Annotated in this window: 26 protein-coding genes; 11 read left to right on the forward strand and 15 right to left on the reverse strand. The window is 44.3% G+C overall.

Translation table 11 applies throughout. From position 1 onward, the window contains the following. Positions 1-79: 79 nt before the first annotated feature. The 3 genes from trpD to L7E55_RS15445 all read left to right on the forward strand — a co-directional run bounded on the left by trpD (position 80) and on the right by L7E55_RS15445 (position 3,402). A complete protein-coding gene (trpD, locus tag L7E55_RS15435; RefSeq protein WP_277445227.1) occupies positions 80-1,105 on the forward strand; it encodes an anthranilate phosphoribosyltransferase in 1,026 nt (341 codons plus the stop codon). A gap of 82 nt (positions 1,106-1,187) precedes the next feature. Further along, positions 1,188-2,210 (forward strand): 3-deoxy-7-phosphoheptulonate synthase, encoded by a 1,023-nt coding sequence (gene aroF, locus L7E55_RS15440; protein WP_277445228.1) that lies wholly within the window; start codon positions 1,188-1,190, stop codon positions 2,208-2,210. Between the two features lie 265 nt (positions 2,211-2,475). After that, complete coding sequence (locus L7E55_RS15445) at positions 2,476-3,402, forward strand: DUF2935 domain-containing protein (RefSeq protein ID WP_277445229.1); 927 nt, start codon at positions 2,476-2,478, stop codon at positions 3,400-3,402. 217 nt (positions 3,403-3,619) lie between these two features. Here the strand turns inward: L7E55_RS15445 and L7E55_RS15450 are convergent, their stop codons facing one another. Both L7E55_RS15450 and L7E55_RS15455 read right to left on the reverse strand, forming a co-directional pair. Continuing rightward, positions 3,620-4,132 carry an acetylglutamate kinase gene (locus L7E55_RS15450; RefSeq protein WP_277445230.1) on the reverse strand — a complete coding sequence of 171 codons (513 nt, stop codon included), beginning with the start codon at positions 4,130-4,132 and terminating at the stop codon, positions 3,620-3,622. 361 nt (positions 4,133-4,493) lie between these two features. After that, entirely contained in the window at positions 4,494-5,696 is a 1,203-nt protein-coding gene (locus L7E55_RS15455) for a molybdopterin molybdotransferase MoeA (RefSeq protein ID WP_277445251.1), read from the reverse strand. A 125-nt stretch (positions 5,697-5,821) separates the two neighbouring features. On the opposite strand from L7E55_RS15455, the gene L7E55_RS15460 reads away from it, so the two are divergent. Then, positions 5,822-6,118: a YetF domain-containing protein gene (locus tag L7E55_RS15460; protein WP_338091240.1), complete on the forward strand. Its 297-nt coding sequence runs from the start codon at positions 5,822-5,824 to the stop codon at positions 6,116-6,118. Between the two features lie 107 nt (positions 6,119-6,225). Here the strand turns inward: L7E55_RS15460 and L7E55_RS15465 are convergent, their stop codons facing one another. After that, positions 6,226-6,462 (reverse strand): hypothetical protein, encoded by a 237-nt coding sequence (locus tag L7E55_RS15465; protein ID WP_277445231.1) that lies wholly within the window; start codon positions 6,460-6,462, stop codon positions 6,226-6,228. 448 nt (positions 6,463-6,910) lie between these two features. On the opposite strand from L7E55_RS15465, the gene L7E55_RS15470 reads away from it, so the two are divergent. Further along, positions 6,911-8,014, forward strand: a complete 1,104-nt coding sequence (locus tag L7E55_RS15470) for an endonuclease/exonuclease/phosphatase family protein (RefSeq protein WP_277445233.1) — start codon at positions 6,911-6,913, stop codon at positions 8,012-8,014. Here the strand turns inward: L7E55_RS15470 and L7E55_RS15475 are convergent. Both L7E55_RS15475 and L7E55_RS15480 read right to left on the reverse strand, forming a co-directional pair. Further along, positions 8,005-8,880 (reverse strand): ComEC/Rec2 family competence protein, encoded by an 876-nt coding sequence (locus L7E55_RS15475; RefSeq protein ID WP_277445234.1) that lies wholly within the window; start codon positions 8,878-8,880, stop codon positions 8,005-8,007. The two genes, L7E55_RS15470 and L7E55_RS15475, sit on opposite strands and share 10 nt — an antisense overlap. A 21-nt stretch (positions 8,881-8,901) precedes the next feature. Then, positions 8,902-9,105: a DUF3006 domain-containing protein gene (locus L7E55_RS15480; protein ID WP_277445235.1), complete on the reverse strand. Its 204-nt coding sequence runs from the start codon at positions 9,103-9,105 to the stop codon at positions 8,902-8,904. 188 nt (positions 9,106-9,293) lie between these two features. On the opposite strand from L7E55_RS15480, the gene L7E55_RS15485 reads away from it, so the two are divergent. From L7E55_RS15485 to L7E55_RS15495, 3 genes are all read left to right on the forward strand, one after another. Then, entirely contained in the window at positions 9,294-11,636 is a 2,343-nt protein-coding gene (locus L7E55_RS15485; protein ID WP_277445236.1) for a DEAD/DEAH box helicase, read from the forward strand. A 3-nt stretch (positions 11,637-11,639) separates the two neighbouring features. Continuing rightward, complete coding sequence (locus tag L7E55_RS15490) at positions 11,640-12,563, forward strand: ribonuclease H-like domain-containing protein (RefSeq protein WP_277445237.1); 924 nt, start codon at positions 11,640-11,642, stop codon at positions 12,561-12,563. Positions 12,564-12,741: 178 nt separating this feature from the next. Beyond that, positions 12,742-13,080, forward strand: a complete 339-nt coding sequence (locus tag L7E55_RS15495; RefSeq protein WP_277445238.1) for a hypothetical protein — start codon at positions 12,742-12,744, stop codon at positions 13,078-13,080. Between the two features lie 22 nt (positions 13,081-13,102). Here the strand turns inward: L7E55_RS15495 and L7E55_RS15500 are convergent, their stop codons facing one another. Further along, positions 13,103-14,128, reverse strand: coding sequence for an acyltransferase family protein (locus tag L7E55_RS15500; RefSeq protein ID WP_277445239.1), 1,026 nt, complete (start codon positions 14,126-14,128; stop codon positions 13,103-13,105). Positions 14,129-14,386: 258 nt separating this feature from the next. Here L7E55_RS15500 and L7E55_RS15505 point away from each other — a divergent pair, with 258 nt between their 5' ends. Then, entirely contained in the window at positions 14,387-14,800 is a 414-nt protein-coding gene (locus L7E55_RS15505; protein WP_277445240.1) for a CBO0543 family protein, read from the forward strand. A gap of 44 nt (positions 14,801-14,844) precedes the next feature. Here the strand turns inward: L7E55_RS15505 and L7E55_RS15510 are convergent, their stop codons facing one another. The 3 genes from L7E55_RS15510 to L7E55_RS15520 all read right to left on the reverse strand — a co-directional run bounded on the left by L7E55_RS15510 (position 14,845) and on the right by L7E55_RS15520 (position 17,268). Then, positions 14,845-15,357, reverse strand: a complete 513-nt coding sequence (locus tag L7E55_RS15510) for a hypothetical protein (RefSeq protein ID WP_277445241.1) — start codon at positions 15,355-15,357, stop codon at positions 14,845-14,847. Positions 15,358-16,478: 1,121 nt separating this feature from the next. Next, complete coding sequence (locus L7E55_RS15515; protein WP_277445242.1) at positions 16,479-16,625, reverse strand: hypothetical protein; 147 nt, start codon at positions 16,623-16,625, stop codon at positions 16,479-16,481. Between the two features lie 193 nt (positions 16,626-16,818). Then, positions 16,819-17,268, reverse strand: coding sequence for a hypothetical protein (locus L7E55_RS15520; protein ID WP_277445243.1), 450 nt, complete (start codon positions 17,266-17,268; stop codon positions 16,819-16,821). Positions 17,269-17,601: 333 nt separating this feature from the next. Here L7E55_RS15520 and L7E55_RS17790 point away from each other — a divergent pair, with 333 nt between their 5' ends. Further along, positions 17,602-17,844 (forward strand): ORF6N domain-containing protein, encoded by a 243-nt coding sequence (locus L7E55_RS17790; protein WP_420852059.1) that lies wholly within the window; start codon positions 17,602-17,604, stop codon positions 17,842-17,844. A 482-nt stretch (positions 17,845-18,326) separates the two neighbouring features. Then, positions 18,327-18,530, forward strand: a complete 204-nt coding sequence (locus tag L7E55_RS15525) for a hypothetical protein (RefSeq protein WP_277445244.1) — start codon at positions 18,327-18,329, stop codon at positions 18,528-18,530. A 266-nt stretch (positions 18,531-18,796) separates the two neighbouring features. Here L7E55_RS15525 and L7E55_RS15530 read toward each other — a convergent pair whose 3' ends face one another. The 6 genes from L7E55_RS15530 to L7E55_RS15555 form a co-directional block, all read right to left on the reverse strand. After that, on the reverse strand, positions 18,797-19,378 hold the full coding sequence (locus L7E55_RS15530; protein WP_277445245.1) for a type II toxin-antitoxin system PemK/MazF family toxin: 582 nt from the start codon (positions 19,376-19,378) through the stop codon (positions 18,797-18,799). Positions 19,379-21,122: 1,744 nt separating this feature from the next. Next, positions 21,123-21,362, reverse strand: coding sequence for a helix-turn-helix domain-containing protein (locus tag L7E55_RS15535; protein WP_277445246.1), 240 nt, complete (start codon positions 21,360-21,362; stop codon positions 21,123-21,125). A 27-nt stretch (positions 21,363-21,389) separates the two neighbouring features. Continuing rightward, positions 21,390-22,025 carry a hypothetical protein gene (locus L7E55_RS15540; protein ID WP_277445247.1) on the reverse strand — a complete coding sequence of 212 codons (636 nt, stop codon included), beginning with the start codon at positions 22,023-22,025 and terminating at the stop codon, positions 21,390-21,392. 2 nt (positions 22,026-22,027) lie between these two features. Continuing rightward, positions 22,028-22,492 carry a hypothetical protein gene (locus L7E55_RS15545; protein ID WP_277445248.1) on the reverse strand — a complete coding sequence of 155 codons (465 nt, stop codon included), beginning with the start codon at positions 22,490-22,492 and terminating at the stop codon, positions 22,028-22,030. A 120-nt stretch (positions 22,493-22,612) separates the two neighbouring features. Then, the gene (locus tag L7E55_RS15550) at positions 22,613-22,945 is read right to left on the reverse strand and encodes a hypothetical protein (RefSeq protein ID WP_277445249.1); all 333 of its coding nucleotides are present in this window, start codon (positions 22,943-22,945) and stop codon (positions 22,613-22,615) included. 137 nt (positions 22,946-23,082) lie between these two features. Continuing rightward, entirely contained in the window at positions 23,083-23,250 is a 168-nt protein-coding gene (locus L7E55_RS15555; RefSeq protein WP_277445250.1) for a helix-turn-helix domain-containing protein, read from the reverse strand. Between the last annotated feature and the right edge of the window lie 432 nt (positions 23,251-23,682).

Raw genomic sequence — 23,682 nt, forward strand, 5'->3', positions numbered from 1 at the left:
CAAAGACCAGGGCTTGCTTAGGCTCTGGTTTTTTTATACCCGAATTCACCTATTAAATATTATTAAGGGGGAAAATAAAATGATCCAGAAAGCATTACAGGAAGCGCTTAATGGAAAAGACCTTGACTTTGAAACCGCCAAAGCGGTTATGAAAGAAATGATGGAAGGAACAGCCACCCAGGCGCAGATGGGCGCCCTGCTCGCAGCACTGCGGATGAAGGGGGAAACGGTGGAAGAGATTACCGCCTGCGCCACTGTCATGCGCGAAAAAGGGCTGAAGATCAACCCGGTGCGCAATGTCATCGACATTGTCGGAACAGGCGGCGATGAAACGGGCACTTTCAACATTTCCACCACTTCCGCCTTTGTGGTGGCGGCCGGCGGCGTTCCGGTGGCAAAACACGGCAACCGCGGCGTATCAAGCAAAAGCGGCGCGGCTGATGTGCTGGAATGTCTCGGCATAAACCTCAACCTGACCCCCAAGCAGAGTGAAAAAATTCTGGAGCAGAGCAACATCTGCTTTATGTTCGCCCCGGTTTACCATTCTTCCATGAAATACGCGGCGCCTGTACGCAGGGAGATGGGCGTGCGTACCATCTTCAACGTATTGGGTCCTCTGTCCAATCCGGCGGGAGCCACCATGCAGCTAATGGGTGTGTACGACCGCACGCTGGTGGAGCCGCTTGCGCAGGTGCTTGCCAATCTCGGCGTGGTCCGCGGCTTGGCGGTCAGCGGACACGACGGCATGGACGAGGTGACTCTCACCGGGGAAACCCACGTTTGTGAAATTCGCCATGGCGAACTGACCAGCTACGATATCACTCCCGAACAATATGGGTTCAGCCGCTGTAAACTGCAGGACCTGGCCGGCGGCACGCCTGAAGACAACGCCCGGATTACCCGGGACATCCTGACCGGTAAAGAAAAGGGAGCCAAACGGGATGTGGTGGTGCTCAATGCGACAATGGCACTCTATCTCGGCATTGACAACTGCACCGTGGTAGACTGTGTCAGGATGGCGCAGGAACTGATCGACAGCGGGAAAGCCGCCGCCAAACTTGATGAGTTTTGCAAGCTAACCAATGAAGTGGAAGTGGCCCAATGAAGCATAATACCATTGCAGATACCGCCCGCGCCTGGGCAGAGCGGAGCAAAGCGGCAGTTTCATACGGGAGGTTTTATGGCATATGGTATTTGTATTGAAACCGGGTGTATCTCAGCATAATATCGATCATTTTACACAGAAAATTGAATCCTGGGGCTTTAAAACTTTTTTAAGCACCGGCACAGAACACACGGTAATATGCCTGATCGGCAACACCGCCAAGATCGACGTGGACTCCGTTGTCCAGATGAACGACATCGTGGAGTATGGCAAGCGTGTTACCGAACCCTACAAAGCAGTAAACAGAACCGTCCACCCTGAGGACACGGTGGTAAACGCCGGGGGTGTGCCGATCGTTAATGGAATGTTTCAAGTAATAGCGGGACCCTGTTCGGTGGAAAGCGAAGAGCAGATAATTGAGGTAGCCAGGTCAGTGAAAGCCAGCGGCGCCACCATGCTTCGGGGCGGCGCCTTTAAACCGCGCACTTCACCTTACGCCTTTATGGGACTGGGTGAGGAAGGGCTGCAGCTGCTGCTGGCCGCTAAGAGAGAGACCGGCTTGCCGGTTGTAACCGAGGTGATGAATCAGACACAATTGCCTTTGTTCGATGATATTGACGTCATACAGGTCGGCGCCAGAAATATGCAGAACTTCGACCTACTTAGGGAAGTGGGGCGTTATAATAAACCTGTCCTTCTAAAAAGGGGTCTTGCCAATACGTTGGAAGAGCTTCTGATGAGCGCTGAATATATAATGTCCGGGGGAAACAGTCAGGTTATCCTCTGCGAGAGAGGAATACGCACCTTTGAGACCTCCACACGCAACACATTGGATCTATCTGCCGTTCCACTGCTCAAGCAGAAAACTCATCTTCCGGTTATTGTCGACCCCAGCCATGCCGCGGGCATCCAAACCCTGGTGGCGCCGCTGGCGCGGGCCGCAGTGGCGGTAGGGGCCGACGGATTGATGATTGAAACCCACAACGATCCGGCCCAGGCTCTGAGCGATGGGGCCCAGTCTTTGAATCTGGTGCAGTTTAAAGAGTTGATGAAGGATCTGAAGCGCCGGATTGACTTTGAGGGAAAGCATATCGGAACAGCATAACTTCTTAACTTCGTGGTGTTTCGACTATATCGACCTCCTTTTACATAAGCGCAGCCCCTTACCGGACTGCGCTTTTGTTTTCTGATTGGCTTATCTACTAAACTAGAATCATTTCGAAGGACTTGTTACATTTCCGAAATGGTGCGAATGCGGGTGAATACCGTTTTAGTGACCCGTGATATTCACCTATAATCTGGCATAAACATATGATTAATAACAAGAATGGATTTAATAGCTTTTTGATATTTAGAAAGGAGATAAAAAGATGCCGACAAATGATGACTTTATTAGACAGTCACTAGATTTAGACTTGTTCTTTTTGAGAATAATGAAAGAACACTCCTTCTTCCTGGAAGGAGGATTCACACCTGTAAGTTCAAACTTGGCCAGTCAGGCAGATGCATTTAAGAAGCAGTTTGAAGGCTTGTTAAAAGAGGCTGTATCACTGGCCAATGGGTTTATCAGCCCTGATGCAGTGGCATCCGGGGAAATAGTCACCGAGTTCACGCTTAACGCTGAGAGGGCATCAGAATTTTTCACCGGCATCCCAATTGACACCGGTATTACCACGGCGGAGCTTGGTCTAACAAAGGGGATGCAACAATTAAATACGCAAATGATGGCTCAGCGGGTTGCTAATCTCAACCAGAGGGCGATTACCGTTACACAAGAACTGATTAATTTTAAGACAACAGTGCTTAACAGTATTTTATCATGTAAGCTGTTTACTTTTAACTACCCACTCTTAATTGACCATATTCGCCGGGAAGCAATATTGTTTGTAACTCTGCTCACGAGACTACAGCAAAGAATGATGGTTGATATAACAGCATTTGCAATTGAGCAGGAATCCTTTTGGAATCGGATTATGGCGGAACATGCAAAATTTATCCGGGGATACTTAGATCCCACCGAGGAAGTTTTATTTGAAATAGCCAATAATTTTGGTAAAGAGTTTGATGTGCTGACCGCAAGGGCACTAGCGATACATAATCAAATTAACCTTTTGCCCCAGGTTACACGGGAAAGTCTGAATGCGACTGTAAGAATAAGGGATTTCAAGAGACAAGGTACAGAGGGTATTCTCGCATGTAAGATAAGATCCATAATTCTACCTTTGTTAGGTGATCACACGCTCAGGGAGGCAAACCACTATCTGCGGTTATTAAGAGCTTTTAGTATGATCGCTTAAAGGTAAAGAATACGCTATCCCCAGGGATAATAGTTATAAAATACTGGCTTTAATGGCCAGTATTTTATAACTATCTCAAATCAACTTGTAATTGAGCGTTATCCTATCTTTTCTTGGAGACGGGATTTGGACAGAATACACGAAAAAAAACACAACTATTAGTGGTCTACTTGCTCTTAGGTTTCTTGGGGAGTAATGATAAATTACACTCTATCTTTCAATTTATATGGAACTGCTTAATTAAACCCTCAGCCATTACGTCAGCCATTCCTAAAGTGTGTATTTCATTTTCGTCATACGCTGCGATGCTGGCCTCATACTTTCCGGCAAGCATGTTAACTGCTTCTGCTTTAACCAATGCCAGGTGGCGATACATCATCATTCTCCATTGCTCCTGGGACCAATAAGGATTGATACTTCCCAAGAAAACAGCGATTGCATCAGCATTGGCATACCATTTTCTTTCAGCTTCTGCCGCTGCCTTATTATCTCCGGCTTTTGCCGCTTTAACAAGATCTGCGGCAATGACAAGATGATCTTTTAACAAATCCCGAAATTTTGCGGCAATCCTTTCTCCGTAGAATGGCAGTAACGCATGCTCAAAATCTACGGGATTACGAAGTAATCTAGCAACAACGGCGTCAACATTCGGCAAACCAAATACTATGCTTGTTATGGTTGACCATGTCCAGACATCATGCTGTTCCCATAGCATACGAAGATGATTCATTAAAAATATTCACCCTGTTAGGGGGTGAATATTTTGATAAATAAAAATACGATTATAGCTATATTTGCCGCGGCTGTTTTGCTTTTTTCCGGCTTTTATATCGGATATAGCTCCGGGGGAAAATGTGACTGTGCTACTAGTTGTCCCTGCCATGGGAATATGATTAATCAGAACTCACCAAGTAAATAAATACTCTGTTTACAAGGGCCTTAATTGAGGTGGGCCATGCCAGGAGACGGCGCGTGACGGGGTGCTGCGTCAGAGGAATCAATATCTAAATAAGAAAGCAGAGCAAAGCCCCGCTTTCTTATTTAGAATTGATTAAGACGTTAAATTTAGTATTTTATAAAACAACCTCAGTCTATAATAGTAATACTTCTATTGAATCCCCAGTTTTCACAAAGCCATGTTTTTCCGGAATATCGATAAGGGCGTTGCCTTCAGCTAGAGACTTCAGCATTCCGCGGCCTTTCTTGCCGACCGGCCAGGCCACGTACCCATCCTGCCAGCGCACGACTGCGCGAATAAAACTCCTCATCTTTCCTCCCTTGGGGAGGTCTTCCGCTAAACGGGCTTGAACACGAGGCAAATACAGCTCCCGCTGCCCACTCATCAGGCGCAGTAATGGGCGCACCAGCAGGGTAAACATTACCGTTGCGGCTGCCGGATTGCCGGAAAGGCCGATCAGCAGCCGGCTTTCCCGGAGACCGCATGTTACAGGTTTCCCCGGTTTGCAGGCGACTTTCCAAAAAAGCAGTTCAGCCCCCGCGCTTTCCATGGCTTTTTTTACAACATCCCGCTTACCCACGGATACACCGCCTGTGGAAATGACCAGATCAGCCATGTCCAGTCCTTTTATAAATTGTTTACCGACTAGCTCCTCATCGTCCCCGGCGTTTTCCTGCAACACTGCTTCTCCGCCGGCTTCGGCCACCTGTGCAGCGATAGCGTAAAGGTTGCTATTGTAAATTTTCCCGGGTAAAAGAGGCCGGCCTAAAGGCAGCAATTCATCACCGGTGGAAAATATGGAAACCCTGGGCCGCCGGTATACCGGTACTTTGGTGTAACCAAGGGCGGCCAGTGTGGCAACTGCGGGCGGGTTCAATTCCTGGCCGGCTGGTAAGGCGAGTTCCCCACCGGCAATCTCTTCTCCGGCCTGAATAATATTTTCATCTTGACGGAAAGGCTTGTAAATGATCACATATTGCCCTTCTTGGCGAGTATCTTCGAAGCGAGCTACGCAGTCAGCGCCAGGCGGGATTGGCGCTCCAGTGGCAATCCCGGCGGCAGTGCCGGGTTCCACCCGGCCCTTTGCCGCATGCCCGGCGTAAATTGTTTCCGTAATGTAAAGTTTGACCGGGTTCTCGGCACTAGCTCTGGTAGTATCAACGGATCGAAAAGCAAACCCGTCCAGTGGTGACCGGTCAAAAGGCGGAAACGGGCGGGGCGCAATGATGTCTTTAGCCAGAACCAACCCCACGGCCTTTAAAAGGTCCATCTCAACGACTTCCAATGGTTTAACCGTTTTCATCAAGATTTGCCTGGCTTCCTCCAGCGGAACCATTTCCCTCAAAACGTCATCTCCTCTATATTCCATTAATATTACATACCAAATTAACAGTAACGCCTCTTCCTTACCTTTACTAATAAGCTTACCTGTTTTGCCGTTGCTATTTGGGGAAATACTTGTTGACAGTTTCTTTTACTTCTTTTAACCATCTACTTAATAATTATATTGAAGCTCTAAATTTCCTTTTTAGTGATTGCAAAATCTCTAAATCCTCTAAAGGAATGCCACAAGTGCTGGTAGTTGACGGCAATATCGCAAAGCATAGGTTATCTGAATTAGGCCTGTCTGATGAATGGTTAAAACAAGAGCTTAACAAAATTGGCATCAATGATATTTCAGAGGTGACGATCGCCCAGTTGAACACCACGGGTAAATTATATGTCGATAAAAGGTCGGACTGGGACGGGTGGCAGTAATTTACTAACAGCTCCCGGTTTTCGTTTTATAGACTCTCTTAATATTGGTTTTGAACTTTACTTCCGGATATATTTCAGCGACACCGGTGGTCGGGCTGTACCGTATGTTACTTGATATCGTTTTTCCCCTTTTGGGCATCGTAAAAATGAACACCGATACAGTCACCCGGCACAATAATGTTCGGGTCTGCCGTGCCATGGTACTGTTGTCTGGTGCCTGCACAGGCATAATTACTGGGGGAATGTAAATCCGGTGTCAGGTGCACATCGGCAATACCTGTAAAAAGTCTGGTTTCCTGCTTATTGGGGCCGGCCCAGTGACCGATGCAGATTGCGTCTGGCATCTGCCCCGCCGGTACAGGGGTGACAAGATGATATTCTTTTGCCTTTTTACCATATTTCTTCTGTTTATAAGCACCGTAAACCGCGTAGTTAAATTTCCCGTTATGGACACAAACCCACCCGCTGTCATAATTAAGACAGGCTCCTGAACCTGAGTATGAAAAGTATAGAATTCCTATACAGGACCCATGCCTAATTAATGGCAGTACCAGCATCTCCTTAATCTTACATTTAATATATATTCCATATATATTATTAAGAAAGAAAATTGGTGAAAAATTAAGTTGCCGCCTTTTTATGCGCGCCCCCAAAAACGCCCCGTAGCAATGGCATTTTTTATCTTACTTGTATAAATAGATTTGTTTTATTATAATCATACTGAATTAAACAAAATTTCAAACAAATAGGTTAATAATTATTGATTCTTTCCAAAAAACGGAGGGCGCGCCGGTGCATTTAAGTTATTTTAAAATCCCTTTGATCATTGTGCTTGGTTTATTGTCTTTTTTTGTTTTATTTCTTGTATATATCAACCTAACTGGTTATAAACCAAAAGATGTGGTTGCATTAAATGTCAATAATAATAGCTTTGAAGGAATGCGCAGTGAGACAATGGAGCAAGAAAGCGTGATTAAAAAAAATACTCCTTTATCTATGATAACTTTTAACATCGGCTACTGCGGTCTTGACCGGAACCAGGATTTTTTCATGGACGGGGGAAAAAGCTCGCGCTCATTCAGCAAAGAGCAAACGTTGATTAATCTTGAAAACATAACAAGGTTTTTCCAAAATGACAAACCTTCTTTTATTCTTATTCAGGAAGCTGATGTCTCCTCAACCAGGAGCTACCACATAAACCAGAAAGAATACTTGGAAAAAGAATTAACCGGCTATGCCAGTACTTTTGGTGTTAATTATCAAGTTTCCTGGGTTCCGGCGCCTTTATTGCACCCGATGGGCGCTGTATATTCGGGTCTGTTGACGCTGTCCCGGTATAAGTCAGATTCTGCGGCCAGGTTTCAGTATCCCGGCAGGGAGAAGTGGCTGAGGCAAATGTTTGACTTGGACAGGTGCTTTATCGAAAACAGGCTGCCGGTGGAAGGGGGCAAGGAACTGGTGCTGATTAATTCACACCTTTCAGCGTTTGATGAAGGTGGCTTGATCAGACAGAAACAGCTTGAATTTTTAAAGAAACACATCTCTGAAGAATATTACGACAAGGGGAACTATGTAATCGTCGGCGGCGACTGGAACCACATACTGCCTGGCACGAACCCCGGAATTTTCGGATTTACTGAAGAAAAGCCTTTCTGGGTGCAGGAAATGCCGCAGGATTTTACACCGGCCGGATTCAAATGGGCTGTGGACAGAAAGACGCCTAGTGTCCGTTCAACAGCGGCGCCATACCAGGAAAAACAAAACTTCGTTGCTGTAATAGACGGTTTTTTGGTTTCGCCGAATATTGAGATACAAAATTGTCAGGGATATCAACTTAATTTTGAAAACAGTGATCACAATCCGGTATCTTTTATCTTCACTCTTTCTTATCGATAAATTTTCCGTCCGTCCGTAGAAATAACGATTGTGCCCGTTTGATCGGTCCGGAGAACAGTTATCCCGGCTTTTTGCAATTTGTTCAACGTGGCTTGATGAGGAAGATGATAGTCGTTCCCTGCGCCGACGGATATTACCGCAAGCTCAGGATTTACCGCTTTCAAGAAGTCTAGTGACGTGGATGACTGACTGCCGTGGTGTCCCACCTTCAGAACCTGCGCCCGGACATCGGCGCCGGTTGCCAGGATCTCCTTTTCGGAAAGCGCCTCCGCGTCTCCCATCAGGAGAAAAGCCACGTCACCGTACTTTATTTTGATCACTGCTGAAAAGTTGTTTAAACTTTCATAAGCGGCGCCGCACGGCCCGAGTATGTTGACCGACAGGCCGCCGTCATCGATCACACATACTCCGGCTTTTGCCGTCATTACTTGCAGCCCTTTGTTTTTTAACTCCGCCAGCACATCACGGAATGTCTGTGTATTGGTGGTGGCCTTGGGCATCAGGACCTCGCCGATTTCAAAGTTTTTGAGCACGGCGTCAAGCGAGCCGATATGGTCTTCGTGCGGATGCGTGCCAACCAGGTAGTCCAACTTTCTTATACCATTATTATTCAAGTAGTTAATTATCGTTGAAGCGCTTTCATTTGTGCCGGCATCCACAAGCATATTTTTTCCGTTGGGAAACTGGACAAGTATGGAATCACCCTGGCCGACATCCAGGAAGTGAACTTTTAGCCAATTGACCGGTTGAGTATGGGAAACAGTGGTGGAAACCTGTTCGTTATTAATATTTGCTTCTCTGGCTGCATGATTGGAGCAGCCAACCAAAAATAAAAAGGCCAGAAAAAATAAAAAAATCCTTTTCATTAATTTTGCTCTCCGTAAAATCTAATCCTTAAAAATGTCACTAGTCATTTTATTTACTTTAGTTCTTAATTTATTCGTAATACTGGTGTCCACGTTTATACTGATAATAATTATGTCTCCCTCTCTTGTTCCGGCGGGAATAAGCTTGCGGGGCAAATTAAAAGTCATCCTTTTATTATATTCAACCACGGCCCAGTCACCCTCGAAACGGTCAATTATATACATAAATATCCCTCCACTCTGATCATACTTGACCATCAGACTGCTTATTCTCTAAAATTCCTTAGTTATAAAGCAGAAACAAAATATCACATAAAGCATGGATATGCAAGGATTCTTATAATTACCGCAGATCCTTTTTTCGCCTGATCAGTTATAATATTAAGAGACAACCTTCTTGAGGTGTTTTCATCATGGAAAAACTCCTGGATAGAATAAAAAACCACCACGCATATAAAGGACAGATTGTTCACATAGAAGGGATTGAACCCCAGCAAGCCCGGTACAGCAACCTGGGCTTTACCCTTCACCCGGATATCGGCGCTGTGCTGCGCCGGCGGGGCATTGAAAAACTTTACACGCACCAGGTTGACGCTATAAAAAAGGTGCGCGGCGGTAATAGCATTGTTGTAGTGACTCCCACCGCGTCAGGAAAAACCATGTGTTATAACCTTCCGGTATTGGACTCCATATTAAGAATGCCTCAACGGACTGCTCTTTATCTTTTCCCGACCAAATCGCTCGGGCAGGACCAACTGGATTCCATCCTGGACTACGAGGCCAAACTTAATGCCGGGGTCTATGACGGTGATACTCCTGACAGTGAAAGGACGGCGCTCAGGGACAACGCGAACATCATTATTACCAACCCGGACATGCTGCACTGGGGGATTTTACCGAACCACCTTAAATGGCACCGTTTTTTTTCAAACCTGAAATATGTAGTCATTGATGAGATGCACAACTACCGGGGAGTTTTTGGAACTCACGTGTCCCACATTATCAGGCGGCTAAGAAGGATTTGCCGGCATTACGGGGCAGACCCGGTTTTTATCCTCTGCTCGGCAACCATAGCCAACCCGCGGGAACATGCCTCCCGTTTGACGGGGCGGCCGGTTGAATTAATTGATAATAACGGCGCGCCCCGGGGAAGAACGAAATTCGTCCTGTGGCGGCCGCCCATACACACGCCGTACATCCGCGAGGTATCCTGGCTGCTTTCCCTGTGTCTGGAGAACCGTTACCGGACTATCGCCTTTTCAAGAGCAAGGCAGGTAACCGAGCGGATTTTGCGCTTCACCCGGAATAATTTTAAAGAAGAACAATATGCCGGCAAGGTAATGGCCTACCGTGGCGGATATCTCGCAGATGAAAGAAGAAAAATTGAAAGCGCGCTTTTCAACGGCTCCCTGCTGGGTGTCGTTTCGACCAACGCGCTTGAGCTGGGGATAGATGTCGGTGACCTAGAAGTCTGCCTGATCGCGGGTTTTCCGGGAACGATAGCCTCCACCTGGCAGCAGGCCGGCCGGGTAGGCCGGAGCAACAAGGAGTCGCTGGTAATATTTATCGCGGTGGAAACCCCCCTCGACCAGTACTTTATTCGAAATACCGGAGCGCTCTTCGCCCACCCCAGTGAGCAAGCGCTGATCGATCCGGATAACCCGTATATATTAATGGGACATGCTCTCTGCGCGACACATGAGATGCCGGTTACACCGGAAGATTTTTCCTTATGGAGTGATACTTTCGTTGACCTGCTTACTCTTATGGAAGAGGACAGTGAAGTTGTTCATTCGGGAGGAACTTACTTTTACAACGGCCAGACCTATCCCGCCGAAAGAGTAAACGTAAGGTCCAGTTCTTCTTCTCTGTTCCACCTGCGGGACACCGGCAGGGGAAATCGCCTGCTCGAAGTGCTGGACGAGAACGCGGCTATGTCAGAAGTCTACCCGGGAGCGGTATATACCCACCAGGGAAGCACCTACGTGGTGAATAACCTTGATTTAAATACAGGCACAGCCTTTATGAAGCAGATGGATGTTGATTACTACACCATGTGCGGCAGAGAGAAGAATACCGAAATTCTCTCCACTGAGGCTGGGAAGGAGCTCAACGGCCACCGCTTATATTCCGGGCAGTTAAAGGTGACAACGAGAGTAACGGGATTTATTAAAAAGCATGAAAAAACCGGCCAGGTGGTCGGAGGCGACCGGCTTGAGCTCCCTGAGCGGGTAATGGAAACGACCGGCATGTGGGTAGTCTTTAATGAAATTGCGGCTGCCCGGGCCAAGGAATACGGACTGCAGCTAATGGGCGGGCTTCACGCGGTTGAACACGCGTCGATTGGGCTCTTGCCTCTTTTCGCCATGTGCGACCGCAACGACTTGGGCGGCCTGTCAACGGTAATGCACCCACAGACACAGGGGCCTACCATTTTCATACACGATTCATGTCATGGCGGGGTTGGGTTCAGCGAAAAAGGATACGACAAAGTTTTAGAGCTATTTGAGGCTACTCTTGAAGCTATTACTTCCTGCCAGTGTGAAGCCGGTTGCCCGATGTGCATATACTCGCCCAAGTGTTCAAACTTTAACCGTCCTCTGGACAAAGAGGCGGCTGTATACCTTCTGCACTCGCTGTTGGGCAAGACTTACACACCCAGTTGCACTCCTGATGTAATTACAAAAAGCAAGCTGGAAAAACCAGTGCGTGAGCGCCTGAGAAAAGCATTAAGAAATAATCGCCAGAGGATTTAATCGATGAGCCTGTTTGAGCGGCTAAAAAATGTAAAAAACCAGCCGGCCCGGGTAGAGTCCGGGATTAGCCCTGTTATATTGCCGAAGGGGCAAGAAATATCTTCGAAGTTTGGGAAATACATTTTGTTGGAAAGCGAAATGCCCGGCAACTTTTACTTTCCTAATTTTGATTACTCTGTTCTGCATACAAACCTTCGGTTGATCAGGGGGATAGGGCCGGTAACTGAAGAAAAATTGCGCCGGCAGGGATATACATGCGTTTTAGACCTGTTGAACCACCCCCGCTGGAGCGAGCACGCCGTCAATGTAATAGACCTTATCCAAAGTCAGCAGGTAAACGAACTGCAAATGCTGGGAGCCAGGTCGTGGGAGTTGCTTTCATATTTTGAGCCCGAAGATATCCTCTTTATTGATATTGAGACGACAGGTCTGTGGGCCAGCCAGCCGCTGTTTTTGATCGGTCTTTTGTATTACAGACAGGGTAAGTTTTTTATCAACCAGTTATTCGCAAGGAATTATAGTGAAGAAAAAGCGGTTATCGCCGCCGCCAATGAAGTGTTCAGGAATTTTAAAGTATTGGTTTCATATAACGGAAAGCGCTTCGACGTGCCGTATATCATCGGCCGGAGTATTGAACACCGGCTGTTTTACAGCTACCCGCATTACCAGGTGGACATGCTCTTTCACGCAAGAAGGCATTTTGGGGGTACATTGCCTGACTGTAGACTGGTAACACTGGAGATAAATATTTTAAAGTTTCAGCGTGAAGACGATATCCCAGGCTATTTGATACCTGAGACTTATCACCGTTTTGCCAGAAAACAAGATGCCGGACTGATTTCACCGGTCCTAAAGCACAACAGGCTTGATTTGTTGTCGATGGCCAGGCTCTTTAAGCCGGTAGTTCACGGGCCTGACAGTGATTAACATTATTACGGGCAAACAATTACTTCAATATCAGGGTATTTAATCCTGCTCTTCTAATTCTCACTCTCATGACATATTGTTACTTATAAGTGCTCTCGATACAACCCGGAGTATCATGATTGATTGGGATTGCGGCTTGAATCCGGGGAGAAAGAGAACAGATGAAGGAGTGAGGATTTTGCCGGTTTATAAGGAACAAATGCTTGTATTGGCACAACAAGCAATATCCGAACTTGAGGATGAGGCATCCAAGCTTGAAGATGAGCTTGTAGTTATTCGCACGCGAATTAAGGCGCTTAAGTTATTCCTGGAGCCGAGCTCTCCAATATTATCAGAAATTATTGCAACTTGTGGGGATATTAACGAAAGAGAAAAGCTCATGTCCGCAAAAGAACCAACACCTCTACTTATTCATTCCAAGAATGCGGAAGTTCTCATTGAGCAAATTGTAAAAACCCTCGTTGAAAAATGCTGGTTATCCATTGACCCCGAAAATACTAGTCAATCCGCAGAATAATTCCTCCGGAGGCCGCTATTTTCTATGCGTGCGGCGGTGAGAGGCGGGAAACTCCCAATAAGCATAATTGTGTAATCCGAAAACGTTCCAGGGCAAAATAACTTAGAATAAACGGTATAAACAAACCTATCATTAAGAATAAAACAGGTCCGTTGTTAAAATATTGATGTGCTATTATGTTAAATGGCAAGTGGAGATACATTATAGGCAAAGAATAGTTTCCCAAGGCACCGATATATTTTAATATATTCACTCTTGAGAATTGTTGACAAACTGCAAATATAGCAACTGTAATTACTATAGGGATTATTAGATCTAAAACAATATGATCACAAGTAAGATACTTGACATTGATACTATAATTGATTAAACCTGCCCTGCCCAGAATAATTAACATTATAGATAACGAAACCGAAACAAGTGCAATAAATGGAGAAAGTTTTCCCAGTGCTTTTTTACAATAATAACCGATTGAATAATAAGCAAGTGTTAATAAGGTAACATCAATATCCCATGGTATTATTATCTGATGGGTTTTCAATATTTCCGATTCAAAATGAGCACCTAAATATGCTATCCCAATTATTAACAATTGAACCGTGGTTGATTTAAACAGCATTAATATTATAGCAAAGACAACTTGGGTAATAAAAAGACAGGTGATAAACCAAAATGGTGTATAAAACCCCCCAATAAATCTCCCGCCCGGGAAAAGGTTGAAAAAAAAGGCCTTGCTTATTTCATATAAATTAACATACCTGTTATTTACGTAAAATTCGGCCACTACAATAATGCCAAGAAATGACACATATGGTATGAGGAATTGTTGCGCTCTCCTATTTACCCAAGACAGAAGGCTCTTCCAGTCAAAACATGGCTTAAACAAAAATCCGCTTATAACAAAAAATAGCGGCATGTGAAACCAGTATAGCAATCCGGCTTCCCTATACCCCGAATGACCAACTACAACAGCGATTATACCTATCCCTTTGGCGATATCCAGCCATTTTTCTCTGTTCATTATTACCGGTATGTTATAGTTCTCCAACAGATTTTTCTATGTTATTCGACAAAAACACACCGGTTTCCTGCGATAAAAAACCTTAACTAATCTGATGCCGCTAATAAAAGCACTAGACAGACAGAACCATACGTTCCGATTCTTTAGATAATATTTCTCAAACCATTAATAAACGGTTAAATATCGCTTAGGTTGGAATGATAATAATATAAACTTTACACGGGGAATGCACGTTATATGTTTTACATAATTGTTCTTACCATATCATGGCTATTATGGATCTTGTTGGCTGATAAAAAACGTTGGAGAGAATTGTTCATCGTATCTATTCTTGCCTCTTTTCTTGGATGCATCACAGATGAAATAATGCATCATTACACTCTTTGGCAATATAAAAATGGACATCCGTTATTAATAAACATGGCAGATGATTTTGGAGTTTATGCTGTAGTAACATATTTATTCATTCAATGGTTACCGAAAAACCAAACATTTCAGATAATGTTTGGTTATTTACTCGCTTGGACTTCTTTTGCAATCAGCATAGAACTACTTTATTATTTTTCAAACCACCTGGTATATTATCAATGGTGGAACAGTTGGCACTCGTATGTCGCCGATTGGTTTCTATTTCTATTGTTTTACCAATTTCATAAAGTTTTTAATCTTAAAGAATTGTCACAAAAAAAAGAAATATGAGCAGTTATGTAAAAAACCAGGTTTATTCCTGGTTTCCTTAATTTCTATAGATGCTTTACAATTGAGGGAGTCAAACTAAAAAACAGTAATATCCACGAAAATAATGCTATTGGTTTACCGGCGAGTTGATTGAAAACCCGCAGGATAAAAGCAACAGCAAGTAAACCTATGCCAAGTATCTCATCCATTAGCGCCAGTATAAGCAATCCGACAGAGGAAAGTGCTAATTGTCCAACGGATATTATATCGTTGGGTGTCGTTGTCTTTGCGGCTTCAGTTATAATCTTTTCTCCGCCGGCAGCTATTTCCGAAATAGGTACACCTAAAAAATAATTCCAACCCATGCTAAGCCACTTAGACACTGGTACACCATTAAAGATATCGGCCAAGGCAGTTAAAACAAAAAATAACAGTAGGACAGTAGATAAACCAATAAATAAGATATTGCCGGGGCTTAGAATTTTTTTACCACTGTTTAGAGAAGGGCGAAAGTGCTTTAACAGGCTAAGAATAAGATTATATTTTAAGCTTTTATGGTTGTAGTAATGATGCCCCATCGAAAATATGCCTCCTTTTTTAAGGTAAACAGCAATGTTATAATGATACAATAATTAGTAATAAATGTAAACTAGTAAACTTTGAGTTGATTATTAATACTTCGAAGAGTTATGACACGATTCGCGAAGATGTGGACGAAAAACCCAGGAATTAGATCGTTGCCGTCTTATTTATCGCTATCTGGGTGTTATTAGCCGTAATGATTATATTATTTACAATTAAATCGCTAGGTAAGTGACGGTTGCGATTCAAGAGAAATAAAAATACTTCCATAAAAGGAAGTTTACAATAAGCACCTAGTGGCTATATAACCCTTAATTCTATTGGTGGAGATAAGGGGGCTCGAACCCCTGACCTCTAGAGTGCGATTTTCAAGCCTTGTCAATATTTGTAATATTATGTAGTTACAGTTATTTTTATTTAGTTTCAATTAGTCTCAAATAGTCCGATACATAAGGGCTTTCAGTGTTTCCTATCTTTTATTTAGTTTCAGTTAACCTCATCTATTTTCAAGTCTACAGGCATACTTATTGGCATAATTGGCATACTTATTGGCATAAAAAAATATGGCTGGAGGGCAGGAATATCAAGGCTTTGCGGCTAACCCCCCTGCCTTCGCCGCACCCCCGCCGGGGGGGAGCCTCACTCAATCGTTGAAGAAATCACCCGCGCAGTTTTGCAAAACAAAAAGGCCGCCTTGCCACCAGTAACCTTACTATTACCATTCGACTAATCCGCATTTTGCGTATCAGTGCCGCAAAACAAAAAGGTTCCAGGTATCAGTGTCCCATCTTCACCTATAGCGGCGGCAACATCGGCGAGAGTTTTGGGTGGGACATTTTGTCCTACCCGTGTATGTTGGTTATTACCGTTTTTTATATCCCACACAAAATAAAAGGGAACCCCGCGCCTGGACGCAGAGTCCCCTCCCTGGCAAGTTCCTAGAGGTAGTAAAATTTACGACCCCTTCACTATTTCATTTTACCTTATTATGGTATTCGTTTGCAAGGGGATATCATTCGTGACACACCCTTTTACCAGTAAGTCCCCCCCTCCAATACGCTTTTTCCGTATCACTGCCCCTGACGCCCTATATTAAACATAGACCGTGCTATCCATTTCAATGCGACATTACAAGTTGTAATATTGCCGTATTACCAAAGTGTTTAATAGACTTATTGCTGTTTTCTTTTAATTTCCAGATATTATATATCGGCAGCGGGTCGAGGTCGGAGTGATTTGCTTCGGGAATCCGCGCTTTCGGCAATTCTGCCGTTCCCCCCCCATTTCTTCAAGTTTTCCAATCTCTGGCCGAATTGTACTTTGTGCCAGCCCTAATTCCTCAGCTTGGAAAGTAGGCCATTTTGTCCTGGTTTTTGAAGGAGCATTTTGCTCTTTCAAACGTTCTCTGCCGCTAATCCGCTTCAATTCACCATTTTGGTGAATTGAAGGACCCTGCTTTACATTCCAAGCTTGCCTGCAGAAATAAGGTTCTGTAGGGGTAATATAAGATCGTTGAGTTTAAGAAGGCGCTTGGTAGTACGCTCGTCCTCACCTATAGCGGCGGCAACATCGTTAAGGGTTTTCAAAGGGACATTTTGTCCTTTTGATTTTCTGTCACCACCGCGCTCAACTTCCCAATACTCTTTAAGGAACTTCGCCCGCCGCGCTACCTTCATTGGATCGTCGTCACCTATAGCGGCGGCAACATCTTTGAGGGTTTTTAATTCTAAAGGGACATTTTGTCCTTTTAGTTTGAGAAGGCGCTGAGTAGTACGTTCAGATTCGTTTATAGCCACAGCTACGTCTTTCATTGTTTTTTGCTCGCCATTTTGTCGGTCAAAATTATTGCCTACATCCTTTATATTCCAATATTCCTTTAGGAACTTTGCCCGTCGCGCTACCTTCATTGGGTCGTCATTTCCCCGGCCTTCATATTTGCCTTTTAAGCCCCCTCTAATTTCGCGGCAAGGTAAAATACCTTCGGAATTATTTTTAACCCCGTCCAGCGGCATCCTGTGCAGCCTGGGCTAATCGTGGCAGGATTCAGCTTGTAATATACCCTTGGGTTACAAATTAAACTCGTCCCCTGCTGATGGCGTCCGCAATATGGACACCATATTACCCCCCCCACGGTAAAAAAACAAACGGGGTACTACCCCTGCGGCCAAGAGAGCCTCTCCCGACGCTCTATATAAATTTGAAAGTTTTACTCTGAGGTAAACACCAAATGACATTCGCAGTTGGCGGAATTTTATGGAACCGATACAAAACATATCAACGACAACTTTACAAACAACAAAGATCGCTATGCATTATGTAAACATTATTTCATCCTTGAAGGTGAAGAACTAAAACAGTTCAAGGAAGCTTACCCGATTTTTTCGGGGAACCTCAAATATGCTCCAGTAATTTACCTCTGGACCGAAAAGGGAGCCTGGCTTCATGCTAAATCCTTGAATATAGATCAGACATGGGAAGTATAAGAACCGCTCAAAACTTTACGCAGGCTGCCGGGGAATTTTCAAATTCGCCAGCGCTGACCAATTCAAATAGTCCGGCGCTGGGCGATTCACCACCTTGAAATCCCCTTCGCTACCTGCCGCTTAACTATTAACCGCTTTAAACTCTATAAACTGTGCCGATTCGGTACAGTTTTCTTCTGCTGCCCTTAACTATTAACCGCCTCTCGTCAACCGCCTTCACAATTGCCCCTGGAAGCCTTCAAAAACACCCGCCAAGGTAAATACCTTCAGAATTATTTATCTCCACGATTTAGGCCGTTTCTGCGCGCCTGGGAGCATTTGCAGAAAGACTCCTGCATATTTATGCAACCACCTGCATATTTATACTAACAAAGATATACCCCCTAAGCGCAGGCAACACGGCATATTAACATGAAAGGCAGGTGCTTTTATCCCTGCATAATTATGCAGCCTAATGCATATTTATGCAGGGATAAGGTAAGGTGATCCGACTCCTGAAAATTAAGGAGTCTAAATTCTTCATTGACAAATATATACTGTATCCACTTGCCGGCTTACTAAAGAAGCAGCTTTTGTTCTTCTGCCATACCTACCCGGATAACTTGCGGCATCCTCACCCGGCCACCACATTCCCGGCTCACCATCACCACCCCACCACGGGGATCAACTGGGGAAAGTTTTTATAGTAAAAAGGGGTCCGCAAAAATATATAAAAAATATTTTTAGAGATGTTTCCGGGGAATGGTAATATATCAAGTGGCAAAATTTTGTCACTTAAACAACCCGCAAATAAAAAACATCTATTTATAACGATTGAAGGCCACCAAAAGGCGGCCTTCGCTTTTAAAGATTAATTATTCGAGCCCGAAGCTCCATAAGAGATACTTAGTATCTATAAGATATCATAACCCTTGACTAAAGATCAATACCCAAACAAGTGTTCTTTCAGAAATTAACGCAAGGCTATTTGAGCCTTTATTGCAGCTGATATTCTATTAAGAGCCCCACTATCAACCATTTTGGGATCAGGTGGAATTTGAATCCTTTGTTTACTCAAGTTACTCACATTCAAAACATTTGCCCAGTGAATTCCACCTGTCAAACCTTTTATAAAACCTATTTTTACGTAAATCGGGTTTGTGTAATCGAGCGGCTTTTTACTAGTTATTGGAAGTACCAATACTTTTTTGTGGCCTGCTTTTGAATCTCTCAGAACGATAGCTGGACGAGGTCCCCCCAGTTCTTCACCGATATTAAATCCCAATTTTATAAGAATTACATTCCCGCGTTTTAATTCTTGAATATGCTTTCCCGTAAATTCTTTTTCATTCTTAATAAAGATAGTTTTTTCATTTAACCAATCAACATATAATTTGGCCCTTTTAATTTGTTTATTCCTTTCTTCATCATTCTCGATTTCATATAATCTACTTAAAAAATTATCTAGCTCTTTGTATAAAGCTTCCACCTTGGCTTCCAACGAAGTATCCCTGCACAACAACACACCACCTCCCATTAATTCCTTTTTATCCAACAATATTCTTCACATTAGGCCAAATACCTTTAAGGAGAAATATTTTTGTTGTAAATCGACGTTTACTATTATTCTTGTAGCACTCCCTTTTGTGTTCATCTATAAACTGTGTGCCAGGAGCGGTACACCGCATCCTTACCCCCCGGGGGGGACCCGGCAACGCCACCCCCATCACTCCGGGCGAGCGGTGCCGCAAAAGAAAAAGGCATCAATATTACGTTGATACCTTTAATATTTGACTCCTTAGAATTCAGGAGTCGCTTTATATTAAGGAAGAGGACTCCCCAGAATTGGGGCGTCATACAAGCGATAAACCGGACAGCATTAAGTAAAGGCATGGTTATTATACCCTCACCCACTCAGCGCAAATTTGCGCTGACTAAAGTCACTCCCCTGAATTTTCAGGAGAACTCACCCCACAAATGGGGAGAGCGGGATCTGTCCAGTTTTTGACCGATCAACACTACTCCGCAAATTGCGGAACGCGAATCCTTAATTTCGGGATTCGTCAAAGGGGGTGTAAGTATTGTTTACACCCCCTTTGACCTTGTTCCCCTGCCGGCTTCCCCAAAATTTTGGGGAAGTAAAACTCCGATTTAAAATCAGAGCTTTAAATATACCAAAATATTTATGTGGCTTGTTGCCGGCGCACCAGGTTAAAACAAGGGTGGGGGGGTTCTAAGGTGACACACCCTTTTTAAATACTGTTCACGATTCCCGAAAAACCTGACTCGCTAAAAAGGATCTGCCGGTTGAAGTGACAGTGTTTTTTGACGCCAGGATTGTCTTATCCTATTGAAAGAGGGATTCTATCATTTTAAATGACGGTATTCTTAGGCAATAGAAATATTGGACAAAGAGCGGAATCCAATTCCGGCCATCCAGTATGTTGCTCTACCTTTTATCCATTCGGCGGACGAAACTACTTTCTTAATTGCCGCTTTATATTATTGCGTGCCGGGCACGCGATATTCTTTACCCGGCCACCTTTTCCTAAAACCTGTCCACCCGGTGGACAGGTTTCTTTCTAAATATAAACTGCGCACCCGGTGCACAGTATTCTTCCCCTGTGGCTTTCGGTCGCCCGGCGACTGATTGAATTTATAGTCCCGAAACTATGCCGCCTGGCGACATAGTATTGACGTCGGGCGTCAAAAATATTACGGTGAAAAACTTCTGCTCTTTTTGAAAGGACAAAATGTCCCTTCAAACGCTCCCTTCCGCTGATCCGCTTAACGCTCCAGTATCCCTTCGGGAATTTCGCCCTTCATGTATTCCTGGTTAAGGGTTTTAGAAATTGCGACATTTTGTCCTAGTTTTTGTCACCGTCAAGGACATTTGTCCCGGTGTAGAGGGTCGGACAAAATGGCCTACCCTCAGATAGGATTCATAAACCTGTAATTGCCCATAAGGGCAATTTTTAAGGCAATATTCCTCGATTTTAGTTTAAGTGGAACTAGAACATTCCTCCTGCCTGTAAAGGTTTTAAAATTGATTTTGGAGGCGACATTTTGTCGTGTCCTCAGATAGATTTCATGTGCCTGTGCACCCGTTGCACAGGTAAACGCCTTAATCCATCGAACGGAATGTTCCGTTCGTTAAGCAGCACCGGGATGCCGGGGTAACTTGCACCCTCGTAATAATGGTATAAAACAAAAAGGTATCCGCAGATCTGCGGATACCTCCCAACATAGTTTTCAGATTTCAAATCGGTAAACTAATCCTCTCAACGCAGTAATATTTATTAGCCAACCCTATCAAGAACATCTTTGAATATTTCCGGGAAAACTTTTCTGATTTCCGCAAACCCAAGCTGCCTTGTTACCAAAAACAATTCATGAATCCACCATTTACGGCGACCTCTTATTTTTAAGCTGAGTGTTTTCTCGGAAATCCCTGTTTTTTTTGAAAGCTCGCGTATGGTTAAATCGTTCTCGGCCATTAATCCCTTGAGCCTTCTACAAACAATTTGCTTCTTGGCCATCCTGCTACCTCCCTTGATTCTGTTATTCTATTGAACAAAAAAACTATAAAAATAAATATGCGTGCCGGTCCGTAAAAGGGCGTCCACCAACACGGACACCCTTTTATATGATTTAGTAACGGGGGTTTGGATAACAACCTCCTGCCCTGAAAGCTTACAACCCCGCCGTCTTAACTCTGCCGCTTTAAACTCTGCCGGTATAAGCCCCTCCAGCCTGGCGGTGTATGCCTGAATTGCCGCATCCAGTTCCCCGATCCTCGTTTCCAATTCCTCCGGCTCCACGCCCATTTTCCGGACTTCGCTTTCAAGTTGCTTCTTCTGTTCCTCCAGTCGCATCTTCTGGTTTTCTGCCAGTCTCTTACAATAATGAGTGTACGCCCTCACCGTTCGCCGATACGTAAAGTAGTCATTTATTACATCGGCTGCAACTCGCCACTCGTTATTTAAATATAGCTCTCGCATGGCGTTTACCATTTTAACTAGCGCCCGCTTTTCCCGGAATCTGCACCCTTTAAGCAACACTGCCATAGCCTCATTAAACTGCCGGGCCGCTCCAAGGTCCTCCGGCTCACTGACCGTAATATGGCCGCTTATATGGCGAAAGTAATTCTTAATAGGAGTAACGGGAGTTATCGTTTGGAACTGTTTTAGCTGTTCACTCATAATCAGCAGCCCTCCTGTTCTTGGCCTGCTTGTCCCCTGACCGCCGCGGCGGTATTTTTTCGCTGGCGGCTTGCCTGCTGAAAGCTTGCAGTTACATCCCGATCCGCTACACCCTCATCCGCCGAATCCTCATCCTCCTCGTTTTCATATATCGAAAACGACAACCCCCGCCTCATTATCTCGGACAGCATGAAACCATCTCGAAAGCCCTGGAAGTAAAAAGCGTCGCTCGTAATGTTATCCACTATTACCTCAACATTATTAAGCTTATCCACTAAATTAAAAAGTTCCTCGTTGTGCCTGGTACGCCGCCGTATTTCATTATATATTTCCGTCCATTTTTGGTCATATTTGTGGTATGTTTTGTTCCCCTCAAGCATTTTATCGAAAGCTATTTCCTGCCGGTCACATATAAAGCTAAAAAAATCTTCTTCAAATACATCGGTCTGTTTTAGCTGCTTACTCATTATTGTTATACCTCCCATAATTCAACTTTTGTAATTTCCAGTTTATTTAAGGTAATGGCCGCCATGAGGTCAGCCATTACCATCCAGATAAGCCGCGCTATAGCTGATACTTGGCAAAACTTACAGTTCCACTTCCCAATAACTCAACACCTTTACGGCGTCACCCTTGCCAATACAGCACATAAAGCTAATTTCGGCACCTATAAGCTCCTCGGGCAGGGCATCAAGGTTAAGGTTCTCTGCCAAGCCCTGGCGCCCGGTAAAATGCTTACTGTATTTGTCAAGAAAGGATGCAATACAATTCGGTGATTCCTTAAACTCGTCCAAGGTGCTATCAAGCTGTTCCGGAGTTAAGCCGGCAAGGTAATTCGCTACCTCGATCAGAATCGGTTGAGTCTTGATGTTAGTTGATGTCTTTTTCTGTAGGTAGGGTTTGCTGTCTATTAAAGACATTTTGAAACCTCCTATCGAAAGTATTTTGTTTTCTACCCGAAGGAGGTTATAATGTTTAGGAGAAGTAACCTCCTTCGGGGTACTCACTTGTTACAGGAAGGTAACTGTTTGGCAACGGTCCTTCCTGCTTCAGTTTTTTAATCCTCCTTTTGGACTTGTCCACTCTCTAACCACTTTAAAAGCGCCTGGCGGCTTAGACGCCATTCCCTGCCTACCTTCCTCGCTGGGATTTCTCCCTCTCGAAGAAGTTTCTTTAAAGTGGTTTGGCTAATCCTTAAAAACTCCGCCGCCTCTTCCAGATTCATTATTTCTCGATCCAGACTATCCCCCCTCTCTCTTTGTAATAAATCTTACCATAATCAGATATAACAAGTCAACTGTATATTGCCTTAATTTAGTTATATTTTATCATTACTTAACGTAAACATAAAATAAGGAGATGACATCGGCATAAGGAGCGGGGAAAGCGGACTGGGGCTTGCCAGGGGGTAAGTATTGTTTACACCCTTAAACATTGCTCCATGGTCGTAACAACCATGGAGAGCGGCAGCGTAAAATCTTCAATAAGGCATTTTCCTTTTTTCGACATTCTTTTACAAAGGAAAATCGTTTTTTTGTTGGAATTTAATATAAAAATCCCAAGGAGGTCTTATCTATGAAACGTTTTTCCCTCGGCCTTGTCACCGGTCTTGTTGCTGGCCTACTGCTGGCTACTACAACTTTTGTCCTTGCCGCTG

Origin of the sequence: Pelotomaculum isophthalicicum JI, from assembly GCF_029478095.1 — a bacterium.
Classification (GTDB): Bacteria; Bacillota; Desulfotomaculia; order Desulfotomaculales; family Pelotomaculaceae; genus Pelotomaculum_D; species Pelotomaculum_D isophthalicicum.